The 19960-nt window shown below is 47.1% G+C and carries 21 protein-coding genes; 2 read left to right on the top strand and 19 right to left on the bottom strand.

Annotation, left to right across the window (positions count from 1 at the left end; all coding sequences use genetic code 11):
- Positions 1-246 precede the first annotated feature (246 nt).
- Positions 247-1011, top strand: coding sequence for a DeoR/GlpR family DNA-binding transcription regulator (locus ABD014_RS21540; RefSeq protein ID WP_343864748.1), 765 nt, complete (start codon positions 247-249; stop codon positions 1009-1011).
- A 127-nt stretch (positions 1012-1138) separates the two neighbouring features.
- Here the strand turns inward: ABD014_RS21540 and mtnA are convergent, their stop codons facing one another.
- From mtnA to ABD014_RS21575, 7 genes are all read right to left on the bottom strand, one after another.
- Positions 1139-2221 carry an S-methyl-5-thioribose-1-phosphate isomerase gene (gene mtnA / locus ABD014_RS21545; protein ID WP_343864750.1) on the bottom strand — a complete coding sequence of 361 codons (1083 nt, stop codon included), beginning with the start codon at positions 2219-2221 and terminating at the stop codon, positions 1139-1141.
- Positions 2214-3434 carry an S-methyl-5-thioribose kinase gene (mtnK, locus tag ABD014_RS21550; RefSeq protein WP_343864752.1) on the bottom strand — a complete coding sequence of 407 codons (1221 nt, stop codon included), beginning with the start codon at positions 3432-3434 and terminating at the stop codon, positions 2214-2216. The genes mtnA and mtnK overlap by 8 nt, the downstream gene beginning before the upstream one ends.
- A gap of 76 nt (positions 3435-3510) precedes the next feature.
- Positions 3511-4503 carry an ABC transporter permease gene (locus ABD014_RS21555; RefSeq protein WP_127003370.1) on the bottom strand — a complete coding sequence of 331 codons (993 nt, stop codon included), beginning with the start codon at positions 4501-4503 and terminating at the stop codon, positions 3511-3513.
- Between the two features lies 1 nt (position 4504).
- Positions 4505-6019, bottom strand: coding sequence for a sugar ABC transporter ATP-binding protein (locus ABD014_RS21560; RefSeq protein WP_343864755.1), 1515 nt, complete (start codon positions 6017-6019; stop codon positions 4505-4507).
- Positions 6020-6096: 77 nt separating this feature from the next.
- Positions 6097-7242, bottom strand: a complete 1146-nt coding sequence (locus ABD014_RS21565) for a sugar ABC transporter substrate-binding protein (RefSeq protein ID WP_379339749.1) — start codon at positions 7240-7242, stop codon at positions 6097-6099.
- Positions 7243-7607: 365 nt separating this feature from the next.
- Positions 7608-8951: a UDP-N-acetylglucosamine 1-carboxyvinyltransferase gene (gene murA / locus ABD014_RS21570; RefSeq protein WP_343864757.1), complete on the bottom strand. Its 1344-nt coding sequence runs from the start codon at positions 8949-8951 to the stop codon at positions 7608-7610.
- 271 nt (positions 8952-9222) lie between these two features.
- A complete protein-coding gene (locus ABD014_RS21575) occupies positions 9223-9474 on the bottom strand; it encodes a DUF1146 family protein (RefSeq protein WP_127003376.1) in 252 nt (83 codons plus the stop codon).
- A gap of 267 nt (positions 9475-9741) precedes the next feature.
- On the opposite strand from ABD014_RS21575, the gene ABD014_RS21580 reads away from it, so the two are divergent.
- The gene (locus tag ABD014_RS21580) at positions 9742-10437 is read left to right on the top strand and encodes a copper homeostasis protein CutC (protein WP_343864760.1); all 696 of its coding nucleotides are present in this window, start codon (positions 9742-9744) and stop codon (positions 10435-10437) included.
- Positions 10438-10607: 170 nt separating this feature from the next.
- Here the strand turns inward: ABD014_RS21580 and ABD014_RS21585 are convergent, their stop codons facing one another.
- The 12 genes from ABD014_RS21585 to upp form a co-directional block, all read right to left on the bottom strand.
- Positions 10608-11015 (bottom strand): F0F1 ATP synthase subunit epsilon, encoded by a 408-nt coding sequence (locus tag ABD014_RS21585; RefSeq protein WP_343864762.1) that lies wholly within the window; start codon positions 11013-11015, stop codon positions 10608-10610.
- Between the two features lie 60 nt (positions 11016-11075).
- Positions 11076-12467, bottom strand: a complete 1392-nt coding sequence (gene atpD, locus ABD014_RS21590) for a F0F1 ATP synthase subunit beta (RefSeq protein WP_343864764.1) — start codon at positions 12465-12467, stop codon at positions 11076-11078.
- Between the two features lie 27 nt (positions 12468-12494).
- Entirely contained in the window at positions 12495-13355 is an 861-nt protein-coding gene (gene atpG / locus ABD014_RS21595; protein ID WP_343864766.1) for an ATP synthase F1 subunit gamma, read from the bottom strand.
- Between the two features lie 223 nt (positions 13356-13578).
- Positions 13579-15093, bottom strand: coding sequence for a F0F1 ATP synthase subunit alpha (gene atpA / locus ABD014_RS21600; RefSeq protein ID WP_343864768.1), 1515 nt, complete (start codon positions 15091-15093; stop codon positions 13579-13581).
- Positions 15094-15108: 15 nt separating this feature from the next.
- A complete protein-coding gene (locus ABD014_RS21605) occupies positions 15109-15657 on the bottom strand; it encodes a F0F1 ATP synthase subunit delta (RefSeq protein ID WP_343864770.1) in 549 nt (182 codons plus the stop codon).
- On the bottom strand, positions 15654-16145 hold the full coding sequence (atpF, locus tag ABD014_RS21610; protein WP_343864772.1) for a F0F1 ATP synthase subunit B: 492 nt from the start codon (positions 16143-16145) through the stop codon (positions 15654-15656). Before atpF ends, ABD014_RS21605 begins: the two co-directional genes overlap by 4 nt.
- A 107-nt stretch (positions 16146-16252) precedes the next feature.
- The gene (gene atpE / locus ABD014_RS21615; RefSeq protein WP_127003392.1) at positions 16253-16465 is read right to left on the bottom strand and encodes a F0F1 ATP synthase subunit C; all 213 of its coding nucleotides are present in this window, start codon (positions 16463-16465) and stop codon (positions 16253-16255) included.
- 95 nt (positions 16466-16560) lie between these two features.
- Positions 16561-17325 (bottom strand): F0F1 ATP synthase subunit A, encoded by a 765-nt coding sequence (gene atpB / locus ABD014_RS21620; RefSeq protein WP_343864774.1) that lies wholly within the window; start codon positions 17323-17325, stop codon positions 16561-16563.
- 33 nt (positions 17326-17358) lie between these two features.
- Complete coding sequence (locus ABD014_RS21625) at positions 17359-17736, bottom strand: ATP synthase subunit I (RefSeq protein ID WP_343864776.1); 378 nt, start codon at positions 17734-17736, stop codon at positions 17359-17361.
- Positions 17729-17962, bottom strand: coding sequence for an AtpZ/AtpI family protein (locus ABD014_RS21630; protein WP_343864778.1), 234 nt, complete (start codon positions 17960-17962; stop codon positions 17729-17731). Before ABD014_RS21630 ends, ABD014_RS21625 begins: the two co-directional genes overlap by 8 nt.
- 140 nt (positions 17963-18102) lie before the next feature.
- Entirely contained in the window at positions 18103-19257 is a 1155-nt protein-coding gene (wecB, locus tag ABD014_RS21635; protein ID WP_343864781.1) for a non-hydrolyzing UDP-N-acetylglucosamine 2-epimerase, read from the bottom strand.
- Between the two features lie 33 nt (positions 19258-19290).
- On the bottom strand, positions 19291-19920 hold the full coding sequence (gene upp, locus ABD014_RS21640; RefSeq protein WP_127003402.1) for a uracil phosphoribosyltransferase: 630 nt from the start codon (positions 19918-19920) through the stop codon (positions 19291-19293).
- Positions 19921-19960: the final 40 nt, after the last annotated feature.

Here is a 19960-nt window from a genome sequence, read left to right on the forward strand (position 1 = left end):
CTTCATACATCGATTTTCCTACTTTATACACTGTTTGTCAATTGTTTATTTCTGATTATGTGTTATTTTGTTGTTTTCATAGTCGAAAATTCAGAACTGTGTGGGATAATATTTGGAAAATAACAAAATAAGCCCTGTCTTTTTTAAAATATCAAACAACAAATCCCACAAACATAGTAAGTTCCCTCCACAAATATGCTATAATAGCTACAAACGATTACTAAATAAGGAAGTGTTGGTCACTTTATGCTACCTATCGCCCGTAAGGCCAAAATTAAAGATTTAATCATAGAGAAGAAAAATGTGACGGTTGCCGAGCTAACAGAAATCTTCAATGTTACCGAGGAGACAATTCGCAGAGACCTTAAGCAGCTGGAGGATGAAGGGATTCTGATTCGAATTTACGGCGGCGCCTACATATCAGACGGAGTGCAAAATGATGTGAATGTAAATCTGCGCGAACATATCCATGTAGAAGGTAAGAAACGGATCGCCAGCAAATGTGTGGACTTTATCAAAAATGGCGACTCCATCTTTCTGGATGCATCCACGACCTCTTTGTATATAGCCAACATGATTGGAAGCAAGCGGATTACCGTAGTAACCAATTCGATCAAAATCGTTAATACGCTGGTAGATAGTCCGAATGTCCATCTGGTGATTGTCGGCGGCGTTGTGTCGAACAGCTCTATGTCGTCGCTTGGCCGCAATGCGGAACAGAATATGAACAGCTACTACTTTGACCTTGCCTTCATCTCCTGCCGCACCATAAGCATGCAGCATGGAATCACCGATTCCAATGAGCAGCAGGCCGAAGTAAGAAGGCTTGCCGTCGAACGCGCCAATACCGTGTATCTGGTTGCTGACCATACCAAATTCGACCGCACTTCTTTCGCAAGCATTTGCGGCTTTGAGCATATCCATAACATCATCGTCGACGAATCGCTGAGCCAGGAATGGCATGAGTTCCTCGAGGCTAATAATATAGCTCTAACGGAATGTGAGGAATAAGGCTGGCAGCTCATCCAGTCCTGCCTGTAGAACATCTGCAGGCAGGACTTTTTTTACGTTCATGGCTGCAAAACAAGAACATCCCAAAGCCTTAGATGGCTGAGGGATGCCCTAATTTCAAATCCATTTACTTGTCATGCTTGAACATTACTGGCAGACTTTCCTCAAACGGCGCGTAAGCAATCCCGTTCTCCGTTATGATCGCGGTGATCAGGCCGTGATCGGTTACGTCGAAGCACGGATTGTACGTCTGGACGCCCTCCGGCGCTTGCGGTTTGGCATAGAACTTCGTCGTAATCTCCTCGGACGGTCTCAGCTCGATATGAATATCATCACCATGCTTGCAGTTCAAGTCGATAGTGGACAGTGGCGCGCATACATAGAACGGGATTCCATAGTGTTTGGCCAGAATCGCTACACCTGAAGTACCGATTTTGTTCGCCGTATCCCCATTCTTGGCGACGCGGTCGCAGCCGACAAGGACAGCCTGAATCTTCCCTTCCTTCATGACGATGGAAGCCATATTGTCACAGATCAGCGTAACGTCTACCCCAGCCTCTTTCAACTCCCATGCCGTAAGTCTGGCTCCCTGGAGCAGCGGACGCGTCTCATCCGCATATACTTTGAAGTCATATCCCCGCTCCTGGCCTAAGTACATCGGCGCAAGTGCTGTGCCATATTTAGCGGTCGCTATCGTACCCGCATTGCAGTGCGTCAACAGGCCCATGCCTGGCTTAAGCAGAGAGAGCGCAAATTCGCCGATACTTTTACAGATTTGCTCGTCTTCGGAGCGGATCATCTCGGATTCTTCAAGCAGGGCCGTCTTCACTTCGTCCACCGGCTTACCGGCCTCCCGCTTCAAACGGCTCTCCATGCGGTCCAATGCCCAGAACAGGTTCACCGCCGTCGGTCTTGAAGAAGCCAAATATTCCTTCACCTTGAGGAAATCAACATACAGATCATCGTAAGTTTCCGCCCGGGACTGTTTTGTTCCAAGATATACGCCATAACCCGCCGCGATTCCAATGGCAGGAGCGCCGCGGACACGCAAATGATAAATTGCGTCCCATATATCCTTCATCTCCTGTAACGCTAGGAACACCTTCTCATTCGGAAGCAAGGTCTGATCAAGTATGATTAGCGTATCATTGGCGTCGTCCAGTCTGACAGATTGAATTACAGATGATAGAATATCCTGTTGATTAGACATGCTGCACCCCCGCTTTCAAAATCTCCAAGTATTTGGCACCCGTCGTCAACTGCTCTCGCTCCATAATGAACCGCTTACCCACGATCAGGCAGAACTTCTCAGCTTGCGCCCGTCTGGACTCATCAGCGATAGACGTCACATCCTTCACATGGGCCAGGCCAAGAGTTCTGCGAATCATCTCAAGACCAGCTACAGCCGCTGTATCTTTAAGTACATTGTCCAGATAGAAGGATTTGAAGCCTTGGAATCGCGCAACCCGATCCGCCGCCTTCTCATCCCACAGCTTGTTCCACTTGTCTTGGAACAGGTCTATAACAGACTGGATCGTCTCCAGCAACCAAGCGATATGCTTGTCCTTGACGGGACCAGCCCCCATCGTCATTTCTGCGTTAATGTATGCAAAGATCAGGTTAGCGATCACATTGCCGATATCGTAGCCTGCCGGGCCATAGAAAGCAAATTCAGGGTCGAAAATCTTCGTAGAATCTTCCTTAACGAAGATGGAGCCTGTATGCAGGTCGCCATGAATCAGCGACTGCGCATGGGTCATAAATTCAAATTTCAGCTTGGCCGTCTCCAGCAGCAATGCCTTGTCATTCCATATATGCTCTTCAGCAAATGCACGGGTCAGCCCGAACACATCGTTGCGAGAGCAATCATAGAACGGCTCCGTATACACGAGATCCTCTGTAATCTCACATAAATCCTGATTGATGAAGCGCTTGACCAGATCTTTCTTTTCCTTATGATTCATAACTACATCCGAGGTAAGCAGCAATGTACTGACCAGAAAAGTCGTAATATGATCGGCAAAAAGAGGGAACTGCTTATGCTCCATAAGCGCTTTTCTCATAATGACATGATCGGATAAATCCTCCATCACACAGCAATTCATGACGCTGTCAAACTTATAAATTTGCGGCACTGAACCTGGCGCAAGCTCGTATTGAATAGCAAGAATCTCGCTCTCAATCCGGTTGCGGTCAGTAGAAACTGCTATATCGCTTGATATCCTGGCCACCGGACCAGCCTGCTTCACAATAATTGATTTACCCGATTTCTGATCCCAGACCCGGAAGACGAAGTTCAGGTTCCCATCCCCGATCTCCGTACATGCCAGCTCTGCGGCTTGATCAAAAATGTCCAGTTGTGTTGCGCTATAATCAATTGCGTCCGATTCCTTCATTGTAAAATAAGTGCTGAAATCTCCCATTTTCCCCCATGCCTCCTGTAAAAAATGAATAGCCATATTGCGAGAAACGATAGTTATCTTTGCGAGATGAATGAAGTTATCCCTTGTTTCTGTAATAAGTCAGGGCCAACGCCAGCGCTAGGACAGTTCCTTTGACAATGTCCATCGCATAGTATGGAACAGACATCATAACAAGGCCGTTCTGCAGCACGCCGATCAGGATCGCCCCAACAAAAGTACCTATCGCGTTTGGTTTGCCTGAACCGAGAACGGACAAGCCGATAAAGGCAGCGGCTACGGCATCCATCAGATATGGCGCGCCTGCGTTAACTTCAGCCGTCATCACCCGCGATGCGAGAATAATTCCGCCGATCGCTGCGAACAGAGCAGACAAAAGGTAAGCGGCAACGCGATATTTATTCACGGCGATCCCGGACAGCTTGGCAGCCTCCGGATTGCCGCCGATAACGTACATATAGCGGCCATGCTTCGTGTAGTTCAGGAAAATATGAACGATTAACACAACGACGATCATAATAATGATGATCCAAGGAACCTGTCCTAGCTTGGCGAAGATCGGGCTGATTGTACCTGTTGCAAAGCTGCCGTCCGGCATGACCATATTCTCGGATACGGTCGCACCTCTTGTATAAGTCAAGGCAATCCCCTGAACAATGAACATCATGGCGAGTGTCATCAGCATATCCGGAATCCGCAGCTTAACGATTGCGAAGGAATTAAGGACCCCGACAATCAAGCTGACAGCGATCGCTACAATAATGCCCAGAACGATGTTCTGGCCGTACCAGACAAACATGGAAATGACAACTGCATTCGCGAGCGATGCAACGGAGCCGACAGACAGATCAAAGCCGTCTACCGACAGGGAGATCGTAATCCCGATCGCAATAATTGTTACGATAGAGATCGACCTTAAAATATTGATAATGTTGGAGCCTTGCAGGAAGCCATCGGACATGATTCCGAAAAATGCGATCAGAACCACGATGGTGATCAGCGTTCCGTACTTGTATAGAACATCAAAGAAATCAAATTTCCGGGCTGTTTGTGCCGAATTCCCTTTGCTCATGCTACTTGCCTCCAGTCGAGTAGAACAGTATCTCTTCTTCGTTCGTTTTGCTTGTTTCTAGCTCTTTGACGACCTGCCCGTCATAGAGCACGTACATACGGTCTGTGATTCCCAACAGCTCCGACATTTCGCAGGAGGCGTAGATGACGCATTTCCCTTTCGCCGCAAGCCCGGAGATCAGCTCGAAAATGTCCCGCTTGGCGCCGACATCGACGCCTTTGGTCGGTTCATCAAAGATATAAACCTCTGCATCGCCGACGAGCCATTTACCGATAGCGATTTTCTGCTGGTTGCCGCCCGAAAGATTTTTTACCTTCGCTTGTTCATTTGGGGTCTTTACGCCCAGGTTGGCGATCATTTGCCTGGAGATCTCCTTCTCCTTCTTGAAGTTAAGGAAGGTTCTCAAGCTGGTGAACTTACTCAAGCTAACCGCCGTCAAGTTCACAGACACAGATTCGGAGACGAGAATGCCTTCTTTGCGGCGTTCCTCCGGCACAAGGGCAATCCCTTCCTTCACGGCAGCATGCGGCGTTCTATAGGTCAGCTTCTTGCCGTTCAGCACCAGTTCTCCCGTTCTCGTCTTGCTTAGGCCGAACAACGCCTTGCACAGCTCCGTCTTCCCGGCGCCAACCAGACCGCCGAGGCCAACAACCTCGCCTCTGCGTACATACATATTAATTTCATGCACGCTCGCTCCATCGCCGAAGCCTTTGATTTCGAAGCATTTCTCGCCAAGTGTAATATTATGTTTTGGGAACTGCTGGTCCATTTTCTTGCCGAGCATGTATTCAACAACTTGGTTCTGAACCAGATTTCCTATCTTCTCTTTAATGACAAACTTGCCGTCCCGCATGATCGTAATATCATCACAAATTTCAAACAACTCAGGCAGGCGGTGAGAGATGAAGATCACGCCTACATTCGCTTGCTTCAAATCTCTGACTATTCGAAACAGTTCTTCCGTTTCGGCATGACTTAATGGAGCTGTAGGCTCATCAAGAATCAAATATTTGCATTCCTTGGAGATCGCTCTTGCAATAAGCACCATTTGCTTCTCGGCCAAGGTTAACTCACTGGCAAGCTTCTTGGTGGAGACAGGAACATTTAGTCTGGCCAGCACTTCCTTCGATTTACGATGAATCTCCTTCCAGTCCACGAATTGCCTGCCGCCCATATCATTCACAGTCTCATCCAGCATGATATTCTCGCCGACGGTAAGATAAGGGATTAAGGCTGTATCGACCTCCTGATATACGATCTGAATGCCGAGATCCTTGGCATCCTTCGGAGAACGAATATTAACCAGCTTGCCATCCATTAAGATTTCACCTGTATAGTGGTTATAAGCGCCGGACAGCACCTTCATCAGCGTTGATTTGCCAGCACCGTTGGCACCGATCAAAGCATGGCTCACCCCCGACTCTGTAGTAAAATCAACTTCCTTTAACGCCTTCACCCCAGGGAACTCGATTGAGATCTTCTTCATTTCGATTTTGGATCTTTTTATATCGCCCATTCTTGCCACCCTCTAGCCCGCATCGTTGTAAGGAAGCGCCCTCTAGGAGAGCGCTTACAATCGGGGTATTTGTAACTCTACTTCTTATATGCGTCCTTAAGCGCTTTCATCCAGTCTGTCAAGAATGCATCTGTCTCGCCCCAGCCTGGAACGATCTTCGACAGGTTGACCATATTAACCGGCTCTGTGGACTCCTTAAGCTTCTCTTGTGTAATAAGATTTGCTTCCATGTCATAGGTTTGCGGCGTTTCTTCGCCGGCAATTTTATTAAGTAGAATACGGACGTTAACGGCACCAATCATTTTAGGATCAACTGCCGCCGTGGACACCCATGGACTTTCATCCATTTGCAGTAGCTGAAGGTCACTGTTCGATACGTCGATGCCATAGATTTGAATCTCATCACGCCCAGCTTCCTTAATAGCTCTGGTTGCACCGATTGCGAATGCGTCCCAAGCTGCAAATACAGCGTCAACCTCGCCCTTCTTATGTTTAGTGAGCATCGCGGAGACCGCGTTTTGCGTTTGCACGGAAGTATCGCCAGCCGCTACGCCAAAGCGTTCAACTTCTACGATGCCAGGGTATTTCTTCAAGTACTCCTGATACACATTGTTACGTCTCACCATTGGAGGGAAGCCGTCAACCCACAGGTAAATAATCTTCGCGTTTTCGCCCTTTTCCTTGATCAGGTTATCAAGCGTCAATCTAGCCAGCGCCTCGTCATCCTGCGACGTCAAGGTAACACCGGGAATATTCTGCAAGTCGGGATTCGAGTCAAAGGTTACTACAGGGATCCCCTTGTCGACGATCGACTTCACTTCATCCACTGTAGCCGCGTCATCACCATGAGAAATAATAATTCCGTCATATTTTTTGTCTACAGCCTGCAAAATCGCATCATGGAATTTGGCTGTATCTCCATTGGCTGTGAACGTATCCACTGTAACCCCCATCGATTCGCCTTCTTGCTTAGCGCCAGCCAGGTATTGTGCAGTATGATCATCCCCTCCGATTTTACGGACCACCATAAGTCTGATGTTATCCTTGTTCTTGATAGCATCCGGCAGTCCTTCGACGGTGACTTTCTTCTCAGCAGTATTTTTGGAGGAATTGGAGCCCTCATTCGTCCCTTTGTTAGTCCCTCCTCCAGCCGAGCAGCCAGTAACCACCAAAACGATGGCCAGCAAACTAATGATAAGCGTTTTCATAAATTTGTATTTCACATTTCCAGCCCCTTTGTTTTGATATAGATTTCTAAAGGAATACAACCAACAAACTTCCAATTTCATAAGACTAATTCATTGTAATTTGCTGTTTGTAATCAAATATTATCATGTTCATCCCAACATTGCAATCAATATTTATTGTTTTATGTTGTATTTATTCTTGTTTTATTCATTGTTTTTATTGTTTTTGTTATATAATAAAATCCAATCCCATATTTTGCTAAGAATGTGTTGGATAGCAGATTAAAAATATGGAGACATTACTTCTATTCATTAGGTACAAAAAAGAGGCACTCCCTTATCTCATCCGTAGATGACATAAGAGATTGCCTCTCTTAGGTTAATATTCGATTACCTTTGAATTAAGCCCAGGTTGGCTGAATCTTCAATGAAGACAATTCATTCTGTACGGTATGAGCCGCTTTCTCCGGCTCTACAGCTGTCTCCTCTTGGCTAATGCGCCAGATGTCAGCACCAAGACCCGCCAGCTTCTCAGTCAGATTGACGTAGCCGCGGTCGATATGATGCGTACCGCTCACCTCCGTCGTCCCCTCAGCTACGAGACCCGCAATAATAAGCGCAGCTCCCGCTCGCAAATCTGTCGCACACACTTTAGCACCGCTAAGCTTGGAACCACCCGAGACAATAGCACTTCTTCCTTCCACCTTGATCTCAGCGTTCATCAGACGGAATTGGTCGACATGCATGAAGCGATTCTCGAACACGGTCTCTGTTACTACGCTTGTGCCTTCCGACACGAGCAGCAGAGCCATCATTTGTGACTGCATATCCGTTGGGAAGCCTGGATAAGGCAATGTCTTCACATCTACTGCTCTGAGTGGCTTATCTGCAATGACACGCACACCGTTCTCTTCCGCTTCGATCGTTACGCCCATCTCTTCAAGCTTGGAGATAATCGGACCCAAATGATCGGCGATAGCACCTTCTACGAATACATTGCCTCCGGTAATCGCAGCCGCCACCATAAATGTTCCGGCCTCGACCCGGTCAGGAATTACTGTATGTTCAACGCCATGCAGCTTCTCTACGCCTTCAATGCGAATTACACCAGTACCTGCGCCGCGAACGACCGCACCCATACTATTTAAATAGTTGGCCAAATCGACGATTTCCGGCTCTTTAGCCGCATTCTCGATCACCGTTGTGCCTTCTGCCAACGTGGCCGCCATCATAATATTCTCCGTTGCACCTACGCTTGCCACATCCAGATATACTTTCGCGCCATGCAATCTGCCGGTAGATCTAGCCTCAATAAAACCTTGTCCCAAATTAATCTCTGCACCCATCGCTTCAAAGCCCTTCAGATGCTGATCAATAGGTCTAGTGCCAATCGCACAGCCCCCAGGCAGTGAGATTCGCGCATATCCGGTTCGGGTTAGCAATGGCCCCATTACGAGAAAAGACGCCCGCATTTTACGTACCAAATCGTACGGTGCTTCACAGGAGGCGATAGTTCGTGCATCGACCGTGATAACCTCACGTTCATATGTAACACTCGCTCCTAACGATTCCAATACTTTATTAATCGTCATCACATCATCCAGAGGCGGTGCATCACGAATGATACTCACGCTGTCCTCTCCCAATAAAGACGCTGCGATGATCGGCAGCACTGAATTTTTAGCTCCGCTCACTTTTACGTTCCCGGCCAAGACATTGCCACCGCGGACGATAAATTTACTCATCTCGGTTCCCTCCGCGTGTTCATTTTCACTATTTTCCCCGACATAAAAAATAGTATCCCGCTTAATTTCCCTAAATTTCATCATATCAAATTTCATTCACATCATACAAGGGATATTTGTGTCAATAAGAATTATCATAACATAAACATGCATCCAATCAAACGAATCAATTGATATTCTTATCCACATTGTTGACACAAAATTTTGATGTTATTCGACAAATTCCTACCCCATCATATTCTAACACAATTAAGGCGTATTTGCCTTCCTGTTAGAACATATAACGCAACATCTGCGTATATCCCCAATAGTCCAGTACGAAGGCAGCTACAAAACGGCCCAATACTACAGCAAGCAGTAATTGGAGCAGCTTCCCTTGTGGTCCCTTCGGATTGCGGATGATCAGATCCAACTTGAGATTTTGTAGCGCCCACCAGGATATAGCTATACAGACCAGCGATACAATAATCCCCGTTAGTCCACCGACCCCGACCGATGTAGACACTGACTCGACCGGATTCACATGATTTTCCCCCTGTCACGTTATATTTATGCTGTAGGCCCCTAATCGGTTAATAAGTAACCAAATAAAAGTGCTGTTTAAAAATATAGACCTTCTATATCATACTTGGCAACGAGACAATAATCCAGTACTACTTTTCATTGTAAAGGCTTCCAGTAGAATCTATTTTGTAATCTTTGCCTCTGAATTATGCAGCATGTATTTACCCCCACCTTACGAAAAATAATATAATGATCATAACTACCTATAGAGAGGAAGAATTCTACTATGATTATAGAAGTCATTGCCTACACGCTTTCAGATGCCTTGATCGCGGCCAAAAACGGAGCGGATCGTTTGGAAGTTATTACCTCCCCTGCGGAAGGAGGTCTCACCCCAAGTCTCGGCCTCGTCCAATCAATCCGGGACCAAGTCGATATAGACATCCGGGTCATGGTTCGCCCGCACAGCCGCAGCTTCGTCTATTCCAAGGAAGATATCGAAGTCATGGAACGTGATATCGCCAACCTGCAATCACTTGGTGTATCCGGTCTTGTAACCGGCGCCTTAACGCCGCAAGGAGACGTTGACACCAACACGCTGGAAAGACTTCTCGCCGCTGCGAATGACCTGCCAATCACATTCCACCGGGCAATAGATGAAGCCACAGATCTGGGGCAAGCTATCCACACACTAGGCCAATATTCACAAATCACTCATATTCTTACTTCCGGCGGCCGCCCTTCCGTACTTGAGGCCAGCGACATCATAGAGCAATTAACTCCTGTCGCGAAACAGCAAGGCATTACCCTACTACCAGGCGCCGGACTCCACATCGATGCCCTTGAATCATTTCTACGCCAGACGTCGGTTCAAGAGTTTCATATTGGCTCAGCAGCAAGGCTGAACGGCAGCATCATGAATCCTATCGATGTGGACAAGCTCTCTGCGATACGTCGCATCGCGGATCAGTTCTCACATTGATAACGATAAGGCCATCGGAACTATTTTTCATAGCTAGTAGATCCTCAGATTATCATATAGAAACAATATAGGCACATCATACCGGTCCAATGGTCTGCTAAATTGTATTAATTCACTATAAGATGAAAAAAGACCGAGCATCGAGAAGCGATGTCCGGTCTTCTTCTATTTTATTTGGAGCTGCTAGCGACACTAATTCGCGTTACTGCTCTTTGCAAAGCAAGCTCGGCGCGACGTTGGTCAACCCGATCCTGGCCTCCGCGCGCCAATCGACGCTCAGCACGTTCACGGGCAGCAATGGCCCGCTCCAGGTCGATATCCTCAGGCATCTCTGCACTTTCGGCAAGAATGATCGTCTTATCCCCTTGCACCTCAGCGAAGCCTCCGTGAACAGCGATCGCAAACTTTTTCCCATTGATTTTCGCCTCAATCGGCGCAACCTTTAGTGGAGTCACGAACGGAATATGTCCGGGCAAGATACCAAGTTCCCCTTCAATTCCGCGGATTGTCAGACTGTTCACCTCTTCCGTGAACACAACATGCTCCGGTGTAACGATTTCCAGTGTAAAGGTACTCACTTTTCATCCCTCCTGTTCGTGGGACGTTCATTTCTGAAGCATCCGACGTAAGCGGTGCGATTACAACGTCTTCGCTTTTTCTACAGCCTCTTCAATAGTACCGACAAACAGGAAGGCCGCTTCCGGAAGATCGTCATGCTTGCCTTCAAGGATCTCCTTGAAGCTGCGAACCGTCTCAGTAACCGGAACATACTTCCCTTTCAAGCCTGTAAACTGTTCAGCAACGTTAAACGGCTGCGACAAGAAACGTTCCACCTTACGCGCACGAGCAACGATCACCTTGTCATCTTCAGACAATTCGTCCATACCGAGGATTGCGATAATATCTTGAAGCTCTTTATAACGAGCCAATAATTGCTTAACCCCTTGTGCTACGTTGTAATGTTCTTCCCCTACTACTTCAGGAGAGAGCATACGAGAGCTGGATGCGAGCGGGTCCACGGCCGGGAAAATACCCTTCTCGGAAATTTTACGGTCAAGGTTCGTCGTCGCATCAAGGTGAGCAAATGTTGTTGCTGGAGCTGGGTCAGTATAGTCATCCGCTGGAACGTAGATCGCTTGGATCGAAGTAACCGAACCTTTCTTCGTCGAAGTAATCCGTTCTTGCAATTGACCCATTTCCGTAGCCAGTGTAGGCTGATAACCTACTGCAGAAGGCATCCGTCCGAGCAGGGCGGATACTTCCGAGCCCGCTTGTGTAAAGCGGAAGATGTTATCGATAAAGAGAAGCACGTCGCGGCCTTCTTGGTCACGGAAATATTCAGCCATTGTCAGACCTGTCAGAGCCACGCGAAGACGCGCACCTGGCGGTTCGTTCATCTGACCGAATACCATCGCGGTCTTATTAATAACGCCGGACTCAGACATTTCCATGTACAAGTCATTACCTTCACGAGTACGTTCACCAACGCCTGCAAATACCGAAATACCGCCATGTTCTTGAGCGATATTGTGAATCAATTCCTGAATCGCAACCGTCTTACCTACACCCGCACCGCCGAACAGACCAATTTTACCGCCTTTGGCATAAGGAGCAAGCAAGTCGATAACCTTAATTCCCGTCTCCAGAATCTCGGATTGCGTGGACAAGTCTTCAAATGCAGGAGGATCACGGTGAATCGGGTTTCTCACATCAGTTTCTGCTTGACCTTTATTATCGATGGTCTCGCCAAGAACGTTAAATACCCGGCCCAGCGTAACCGAACCTACTGGCACGGAGATTGGAGCACCCAGATCGATCGCTTCCATTCCGCGTACAAGACCGTCTGTTGAAGCCATAGCGATACAACGTACCAGGTTGTCACCCAAATGACTGGATGTCTCCAGCATCAGGTCGCCTTGGTCGCCTTGCTTCACAATTTTAATAGCGTTATAAATTTCCGGTAGCTGGCCGCGTTCGAATTCGATATCAACGACCGCACCCATTACGCTAACAACGCGTCCTTTGTTCATCCTTTTTGTTCCCTCCTAGTTACTTACTTATCCTTGCGCATTTGCTCCGGCAACGATTTCTGTAATTTCCTGAGTAATCGCCGCTTGACGAGCGCGGTTGTATGTCAGGGTAAGTTCATTAATCATCTTCGTAGCATTCTTCGTCGCGCTGCCCATTGCAGTCATCTTCGCGCCAAGCTCACTTGCTTTACCTTCCAAAAGTGCAGCAAAGATAAGCGTCTCCGCATATTTCGGCAGCAGCACCTCAAGCACACGTTCTGGCGAAGGCTCATATTCATAAGCTGCTGTTACCCCATCATGTTCTACACTTTCAAAAGGAAGCAAACGGTCGATCGTCGGCTTTTGAGTGATTGCGTTGATGAATTTGCTGTAGCATAGATAAACCTCATCGTACTCCTCCAGTTCAAAGCCTTGAACCGCTTGGTAGGCAAGAGATTTAATGTCAGCAAAACTCGGGGTATCGGATAAATCTGTCACGTCGAACACTACAGGATACTGGCGACGATTAAGATAATCACGGCCTTTACGGCCAATCACGAACAGACCGTACTCTTCCTTGGAAGCATGCTTATTCTTAATATAATCCGTCAACGAACGCAACATATTAGCATTATAACCGCCAACAAGCCCGCCATCGGAAGTAATAACAATATAAGCGGTGCGTCTTACAGGACGAGTGACAAGCATCGGATGAGAGATTCCGTCTGTACCGTTCGCGATACTAGACACTACTTCACGCAGCTTCTCAACGTAAGGACGGGAGGATTGTGCTTTCTCCTGAGCTCTTCTGAGCTTAGCGGAAGCAACCATCTCCATCGCTTTCGTAATCTGCCGGGTATTCTGAACGCTCTTGATCTGGCGTTTTATTTCGCGCATCCCTTTTGCCATGATTTCACCACCTTAGAGTTTTAGCCGTAGGCTAAAACTAACTTCGTAAGCCAAAGTTACTTCGAAAGCAATTGCTTAGTTTTGGCTGAAAGCCAAAACTGACATCGTAAGCATAAATCTACATAATCACAAACCGGCGATCCGGCATGATGCCAGGGCCGGTTCGTGAATCAATTAATCAACTATATGAGATTACTCAAAAAGTCCGCTTCGGGAACCCGTATTATACGGAACCGGCAAAGCCTCTCTTGAACTTCTCGATGATTTCTTTCAGCTTCTCTTCGTTATCCGCAGTTAAGTCCTTCGTATCGCGAATCGACTGCAGCACTTCATCATGCTGACTCTTCACGAAGCTAAGGAACTCAGACTCGAAGCGGCGCACATCGGCAAGCTCGATATCATCAAGATAGCCTTTGACTGCCGTGTACAAGCTGATAACTTGCTCTTCTACAGCGAGCGGCTGGTGAATACCTTGCTTCAGAATCTCCATCATGCGCGAACCGCGTGTCAAGCGCGCTTGCGTTGATTTATCCAGATCGGAACCGAACTGAGAGAAAGCTTGAAGCTCACGGTATTGGGCCAGATCCAGACGCAGTGTACCGGCAACCTTCTTCATTGCCTTGATCTGCGCGGAACCGCCTACCCGGGATACGGAGATACCGACATTGATCGCCGGACGTTGACCGGAATAGAACAGATCGGATTCAAGGAATATCTGACCATCCGTAATCGAGATTACGTTCGTCGGGATATATGCGGATACGTCGGAAGCCTGCGTCTCAATGAAAGGAAGCGCAGTAATCGATCCGCCGCCAAGCTCGTCGCTCAGCTTAGCTGCACGTTCCAACAGGCGGGAGTGCAGATAGAATACGTCACCTGGGAATGCTTCACGGCCCGGAGGACGGCGAAGCAGCAAGGACAATTCGCGGTAAGCCGCAGCTTGCTTCGACAAGTCATCATAGATAATAAGGACATGCTCGCCTTTGTACATGAAGTACTCAGCCATAGCAACGCCCGCGTAAGGAGCGATATACAAGAGCGGTGAAGGTTCCGAAGCGGAAGCCGTTACCACGATTGTGTAATCGAGGGCTCCATAACGGCGCAAAGTCTCAACTACGTTAACAACCGTAGATTGCTTCTGGCCGATAGCAACGTAGATACATTTTACGCCACTGCCCTTCTGGTTAATGATCGCATCGATCGCCAGAGCCGTCTTACCCGTCTGACGGTCACCAATGATCAATTCCCGTTGGCCGCGACCGATCGGAACCATGGAGTCAATCGCCTTGATCCCGGTTTGCATCGGTTCATGAACGGATTTCCGATCGATTACACCTGGTGCGTTATTCTCAACCGGACGGAATTCAGTTGTCTCAATAGGACCTCTGCCGTCTACCGGTTGTCCGAGTGGGTTCACAACACGCCCAAGCAATGCGTCGCCAACAGGAACCTGCATAATTTGCCCAGTCCGTTTTACTTGATCCCCTTCGCGAATTTCGCTATATGGTCCCAAGATAACAACCCCGACATTGCTTTCTTCAAGATTGAGTGCTAGACCATACACACCATTTTTAAATTCCAACAATTCGTTGGCCATAACGTTCTCAAGCCCATATACACGGGCAATACCGTCACCAACTTGAATGACTGTGCCGACTTCGGCAACTTCGATTTCCGATTTATATTGTTCGATCTGACTTTTAATCAGTGTACTGATCTCTTCAGGTCTGATACTCAAGACTTTCACCCCTATCTACAGTGCTTGTCTTCGAAAAGACTTTTCAAGCCGTTCCAGCTTGCCGGATAAACTGCCGTCATAAATCACATCGCCGATTCTGACTTTGATTCCACCAAGCAATTCCTTATCGATATGGCTCTGAACACGAATCTTCTTATTCAGCATAGCGCCAAATTCGGATTCTATAGCGCGCTGCTCCTCATCAGTTAGAGGATGGGCGGTATAGACGATTGCATCAGCCAATCCAAGGGCTTCGCCGGTTATTTTGACATAAGCATCCAAAATATCCGGTAAAACATCGGTTCTTTCACGTTCCACCAGCAGTCTGGCCATAGAAACGACAGGCTTCGACAACTTGCCTCCAAGCACGCCTTCAAGCACATTCCACTTCGCTGTCCTGGAAATGTTTGGAGTTGACAGGAATTTCTGAACGCTTTCATCATGATTCAGAGCGGACACCAATGTCTGCAGCTCTTGTTCAACTTCAACTGTACGTCCATCCTGAAGGGCAATCTCATATAGTGCCTTGGCATATCTGCGCGCTACGACTAGTGCACGGCTCATGATTTTCTACCTACTTCTTGCAAGTATTGATTCACAAGCTTCTCTTGATCCTCCGGATTGCTTTCAACCTCACGTTCGATCAGTTTGGACGCGATATTTACGGAGTAAGAACCAATCTCGCCACGCAAAGCCTCCATGGCTTTGTTTCTTTCACTCTCGATATCACGAACAGCTTCATTCTTCAGACGGATCGCATCAGTTTTCGCCTGTTCCAGCAAATCGCGCGCTTGTTTGCTGCTGCTCTGCTTCGATTGTTCAATAATTTCGAAGGCCTCTTGCCGAGCTTGCTTAAGAGCTTCCTTCTGCTCTTCAACATAGGCAGTCGCCTGTTCTCTGGTTTGCCGAGCTTCTTCCAATTGGCCCTTTACCAGCTCACGGCGTTTCTCCATGACCGCGAACAATTTGCCAAAAGCGTACTTGTTAAGCAGCCAGTAAAGAATCGAAAACGCAACCATGGTAAGCACAATGTTTTCCCACAAGACTTTCACCAATGTCACTCCTTCCATCAACAAAACTAGCACTTCATTTCAGAAAATTTCAACAAAAACGAAGGCGCGGATGGCATCGGCCCTCCCCGCCAAACCGTAGCTATTTATTAAGCGAACATGATCAAGAATGCGATAACTGTTGCCGCGAGAGGCACAACTTCGACGATACCAACACCGATAAACATTGTTGTTTGAAGCTTGTTAGCTGCTTCTGGCTGACGAGCGATGGATTCAACTGTACTCTTTACGATCATCCCGTTACCAAGACCTGCGCCAAGCGCACCCAAACCAACTGCAATAGCTGCTGCCAAAAAATTCATTTAATTATCCTCCTTAGTATCAGTTCATTTAATGATGTGTTTATAATAGATCTCTGACGGATGCCCCTTAATCGGAAATTACCGACAGAGCCTTATTAATGCTCTTCCTCGTGAATCGTTGTCTGTGCAATATAAACCATCGTCAATATCGTAAAGATATAGGCTTGCAGTGCACCGACAAAAATACTGAATCCTTGCCATACTCCCAGGAACGGAATACCGAGCACTCCCATTTTGAGAATGACCGTGATCAATACCTCGCCTGCGAAAATGTTCGCGAACAACCGAAGCGCTAGAGCGATCGGCTTAGCAAGGTTTTCAATGATATTAAGCGGCAGGAAAATCGGGAATGGCTCAATATAGTGTCTAAGATAATGCTTCCGATTGTATCGTAGACCTAGATAGTTCATCAGTATGAACACGACAATCGCAAGTCCAGCAGTCACGGAGACATCTGCGGTCGGAGACTTCCACCAAAGAAGTTCGGCATGTTCGCCATCAGCCAGGCCACGTGTTGCTTCAATAACATGCCCGAAGATCATTTCCGGCTTATGAGCTTCTGTAATAATGCCAAGTGGCAATCCTAGAAGGTTGGATACAAAGATAAAAAGAATTAGCGTTAGCCCCAAGGAGAGGTAATGCCTTCCTTTCTTAAGATCCATAGTACTACCAATAATCCCTTGAACGAATTCGACAATCCATTCCATAAAGTTCTGGAATTTCGACGGATTCTCTACAGACAAATTAGCCACTGACAGTCTGCAGACAAGAAATACGATCGCCATACTCACCAGTAGCATGAATACTGCGGATAAATCAAGCTGAAATCCTCCGAGCATAATAATGGGCGCATCATGCATTTGTATTATTCACCCCTTTCCCCTAGGTAGCTGTTAAGACTTATTTCTGGCCCCGATCACAATGCTGATCGGAATCGTCAGAAGTTGAGGAACGAATAGTCCAATCACAACACCTAAGACCGATACCTGTTCAACCTTGACCGCAACCATAATAACAAGTAAAACAAGACATATCCTTGTTAGAAACCCGAAGCTGAAGCGTCCCTCCTGTTGGCTGACAACATACTCAGCCAGGCCACGCACCTTCATTGACAGAAAGCGGGTATAGACCAACCCAACAGCAAGACCAAGGATCACGCCAGAGATGTCTGACCTGTAATCCGGAAAGAAAGCCCATCCAAAAAATAAAGCGGATAAGATGAGGAAGGTCGTTCTGGTCACAGCTGACACAATCGAGTTTAAGTCATCCATCCTGCTCCCCCATAAATTTATAAATTAAGATAAATATGTTGGCGATTCCAAGGATCAGACCGACGATCGATCCGATAGCAATCCAGTAATTCGGACCATCGAACCTTTCGGCCAACCATCTTGAAACTAAAAAGCCAGCGACGATATAAAAAGCCAGCAAAATACCCGCGCCGCTTATATAAGCGGCTATCATCCAAGGATTTGCATTTTTATCATGATTCTCCATATTGTCAATTCCCAATTCATTTTACTGAATTTTAAGACTTTTTGTCAAACAAGAGAACATCTTATCGACGACCAACATATAAGCAAACCATACAGTAATACTGTATGCTATCTTGCAAAAAAACACAATTATTGATCTTTCTAAATTGTGAACTTTTTGTGAAATTCTTCTGGTCTTTCATTAATAACGCCAAAATGGTGAAGAATCGCATTGACAATTCTTTGAGATGCTTGCCCGTCTCCATAAGGATTGGCCGCTTTACTCATCGAATCATATAGTTCACTATCTGTCAGCAACGCCCTCGTCCGTTCATAGACCATCTCCTCATCTGTGCCGACAAGCTCCAGCGTCCCCGCTTCAATCCCTTCCGGACGCTCGGTTGTGTCGCGAAGCACAAGCACAGGAACGCCAAAAGACGGCGCTTCTTCCTGTAAACCGCCGGAGTCCGTAAGGATTAGATGTGTATGTGGATAGAAATTATGCAGATCTACCACATCCAATGGATCAATAAGTTTAATACGAGGATGGCTGCCCAAAGTTTCATACGCCGGTTCTCTCACCGCAGGACTTGGATGGACAGGATACACGATCGCTACGTCTTCGAATTCATCAGCGATACGTCTCACAGCACGGAAGATGTTCATGTGAGGCTGCCCCTGTGACTCGCGGCGATGAGCCGTCATCAGAATAAGCCGCTTACCGGCGGCCCATTCCAGCACAGAATTGCTATAATTCGGCTGTACTGTATATTGAAACACATCCGTTACCGTGTTGCCTGTGATATATATGGTTGACTCTGATTTATTCTCTTTGCGCAAATTGCTTGCAGACCAGTCTGTTGGAGCAAAGTGTAAGTCTGCGAGTACGCCGGTTAATTGGCGGTTCATCTCCTCCGGATAAGGTGATAATTTATTCCAAGTACGAAGTCCAGCCTCTACATGGCCCACCTTGATTTGCTGCAGAAATGCAGCATAGCTTGCCAGAAATGTCGTCAGGGTATCCCCATGAACGAGTACGATATCCGGTTTCGCTTCTCGCAACACACCCTCCAGACCCTCAAGCACCCGAATCGTAATCTCATTCAGACTCTGATTCGGCTTCATTACATTCAGATCATAGTCAGGAACTATTTTGAACACATCCAGCACCTGATCAAGCATTTCACGATGCTGGGCAGTTACACATACCACAGACTCAATGTCCTCAGGATGCTTGTTCAGTTCCAGAATAAGCGGAGCCATCTTGATGGCTTCAGGTCTAACTCCGAAGATCGTCATTACTTTAATTTTAGACATGTTCGTTTCCCTTTCTCATGATCACATCATGATCTATTTTGTTCCGTACAAGCGATCTCCTGCATCGCCAAGTCCAGGAATAATATATCCATGATCATTCAGACGCTCGTCCAGTGCAGCTACGTAAATATCTACATCAGGATGGACATCATGAACTGCCTTGACTCCTTCTGGAGCAGCGATCAGGTTCATCATCTTAATCTGTGTGCAGCCGCGTTTCTTCAGCGCATCGATCGCAGCGATAGCCGAACCGCCCGTTGCCAGCATCGGGTCAATGACAATCAGCTCACGCTCCTGTACATCGGTAGGAAGCTTAATGTAATATTCCACAGGCTGCAGCGTCTCAGGATCGCGGAAAAGACCAACATGCCCTACCTTCGCCGCGGGAAGAAGTTTCAATACGCCATCAAGCATACCGAGACCTGCACGTAAAATAGGAATCAGACCGAGCATACGCCCAGAGATAACCTTGGCTTCTGTCTCGGTCACAGGAGTCTGAACTTTAATTGTCTCAAGCGGAATTTCTCTTGTAATCTCATAGGCCATCAATGTAGCTACTTCGTCAACCAATTCACGAAAATCCTTCGTATTCGTATTCATGTCTCGAATGAACGTTAATTTGTGCTGAATCAGGGGGTGATCACATACTATTAATTTTCCCATTATATCCCTCCGGTGGTTGTGTATAACAATGAATTCTGGT

Source organism: Paenibacillus motobuensis, assembly GCF_039521865.1.
GTDB lineage: Bacteria > Bacillota > Bacilli > Paenibacillales > Paenibacillaceae > Fontibacillus > Fontibacillus motobuensis.

Coding starts and splice junctions, on each gene's coding strand:
- ABD014_RS21540 (WP_343864748.1), top strand. CDS start 247: ATGCTACCTATCGCCCGTAAGGCCAAAATTAAAGATTTAATCATAGAG.
- mtnA (WP_343864750.1), bottom strand. CDS start 2,221: ATGTCTAATCAACAGGATATTCTATCATCTGTAATTCAATCTGTCAGA.
- mtnK (WP_343864752.1), bottom strand. CDS start 3,434: ATGGGAGATTTCAGCACTTATTTTACAATGAAGGAATCGGACGCAATT.
- ABD014_RS21555 (WP_127003370.1), bottom strand. CDS start 4,503: ATGAGCAAAGGGAATTCGGCACAAACAGCCCGGAAATTTGATTTCTTT.
- ABD014_RS21560 (WP_343864755.1), bottom strand. CDS start 6,019: ATGGGCGATATAAAAAGATCCAAAATCGAAATGAAGAAGATCTCAATC.
- murA (WP_343864757.1), bottom strand. CDS start 8,951: ATGAGTAAATTTATCGTCCGCGGTGGCAATGTCTTGGCCGGGAACGTA.
- ABD014_RS21580 (WP_343864760.1), top strand. CDS start 9,742: ATGATTATAGAAGTCATTGCCTACACGCTTTCAGATGCCTTGATCGCG.
- atpD (WP_343864764.1), bottom strand. CDS start 12,467: ATGAACAAAGGACGCGTTGTTAGCGTAATGGGTGCGGTCGTTGATATC.
- atpG (WP_343864766.1), bottom strand. CDS start 13,355: ATGGCAAAAGGGATGCGCGAAATAAAACGCCAGATCAAGAGCGTTCAG.
- ABD014_RS21605 (WP_343864770.1), bottom strand. CDS start 15,657: ATGAGCCGTGCACTAGTCGTAGCGCGCAGATATGCCAAGGCACTATAT.
- atpE (WP_127003392.1), bottom strand. CDS start 16,465: ATGAATTTTTTGGCAGCAGCTATTGCAGTTGGTTTGGGTGCGCTTGGC.
- atpB (WP_343864774.1), bottom strand. CDS start 17,325: ATGCATGATGCGCCCATTATTATGCTCGGAGGATTTCAGCTTGATTTA.
- ABD014_RS21625 (WP_343864776.1), bottom strand. CDS start 17,736: ATGGATGACTTAAACTCGATTGTGTCAGCTGTGACCAGAACGACCTTC.
- ABD014_RS21630 (WP_343864778.1), bottom strand. CDS start 17,962: ATGGAGAATCATGATAAAAATGCAAATCCTTGGATGATAGCCGCTTAT.
- wecB (WP_343864781.1), bottom strand. CDS start 19,257: ATGTCTAAAATTAAAGTAATGACGATCTTCGGAGTTAGACCTGAAGCC.
- upp (WP_127003402.1), bottom strand. CDS start 19,920: ATGGGAAAATTAATAGTATGTGATCACCCCCTGATTCAGCACAAATTA.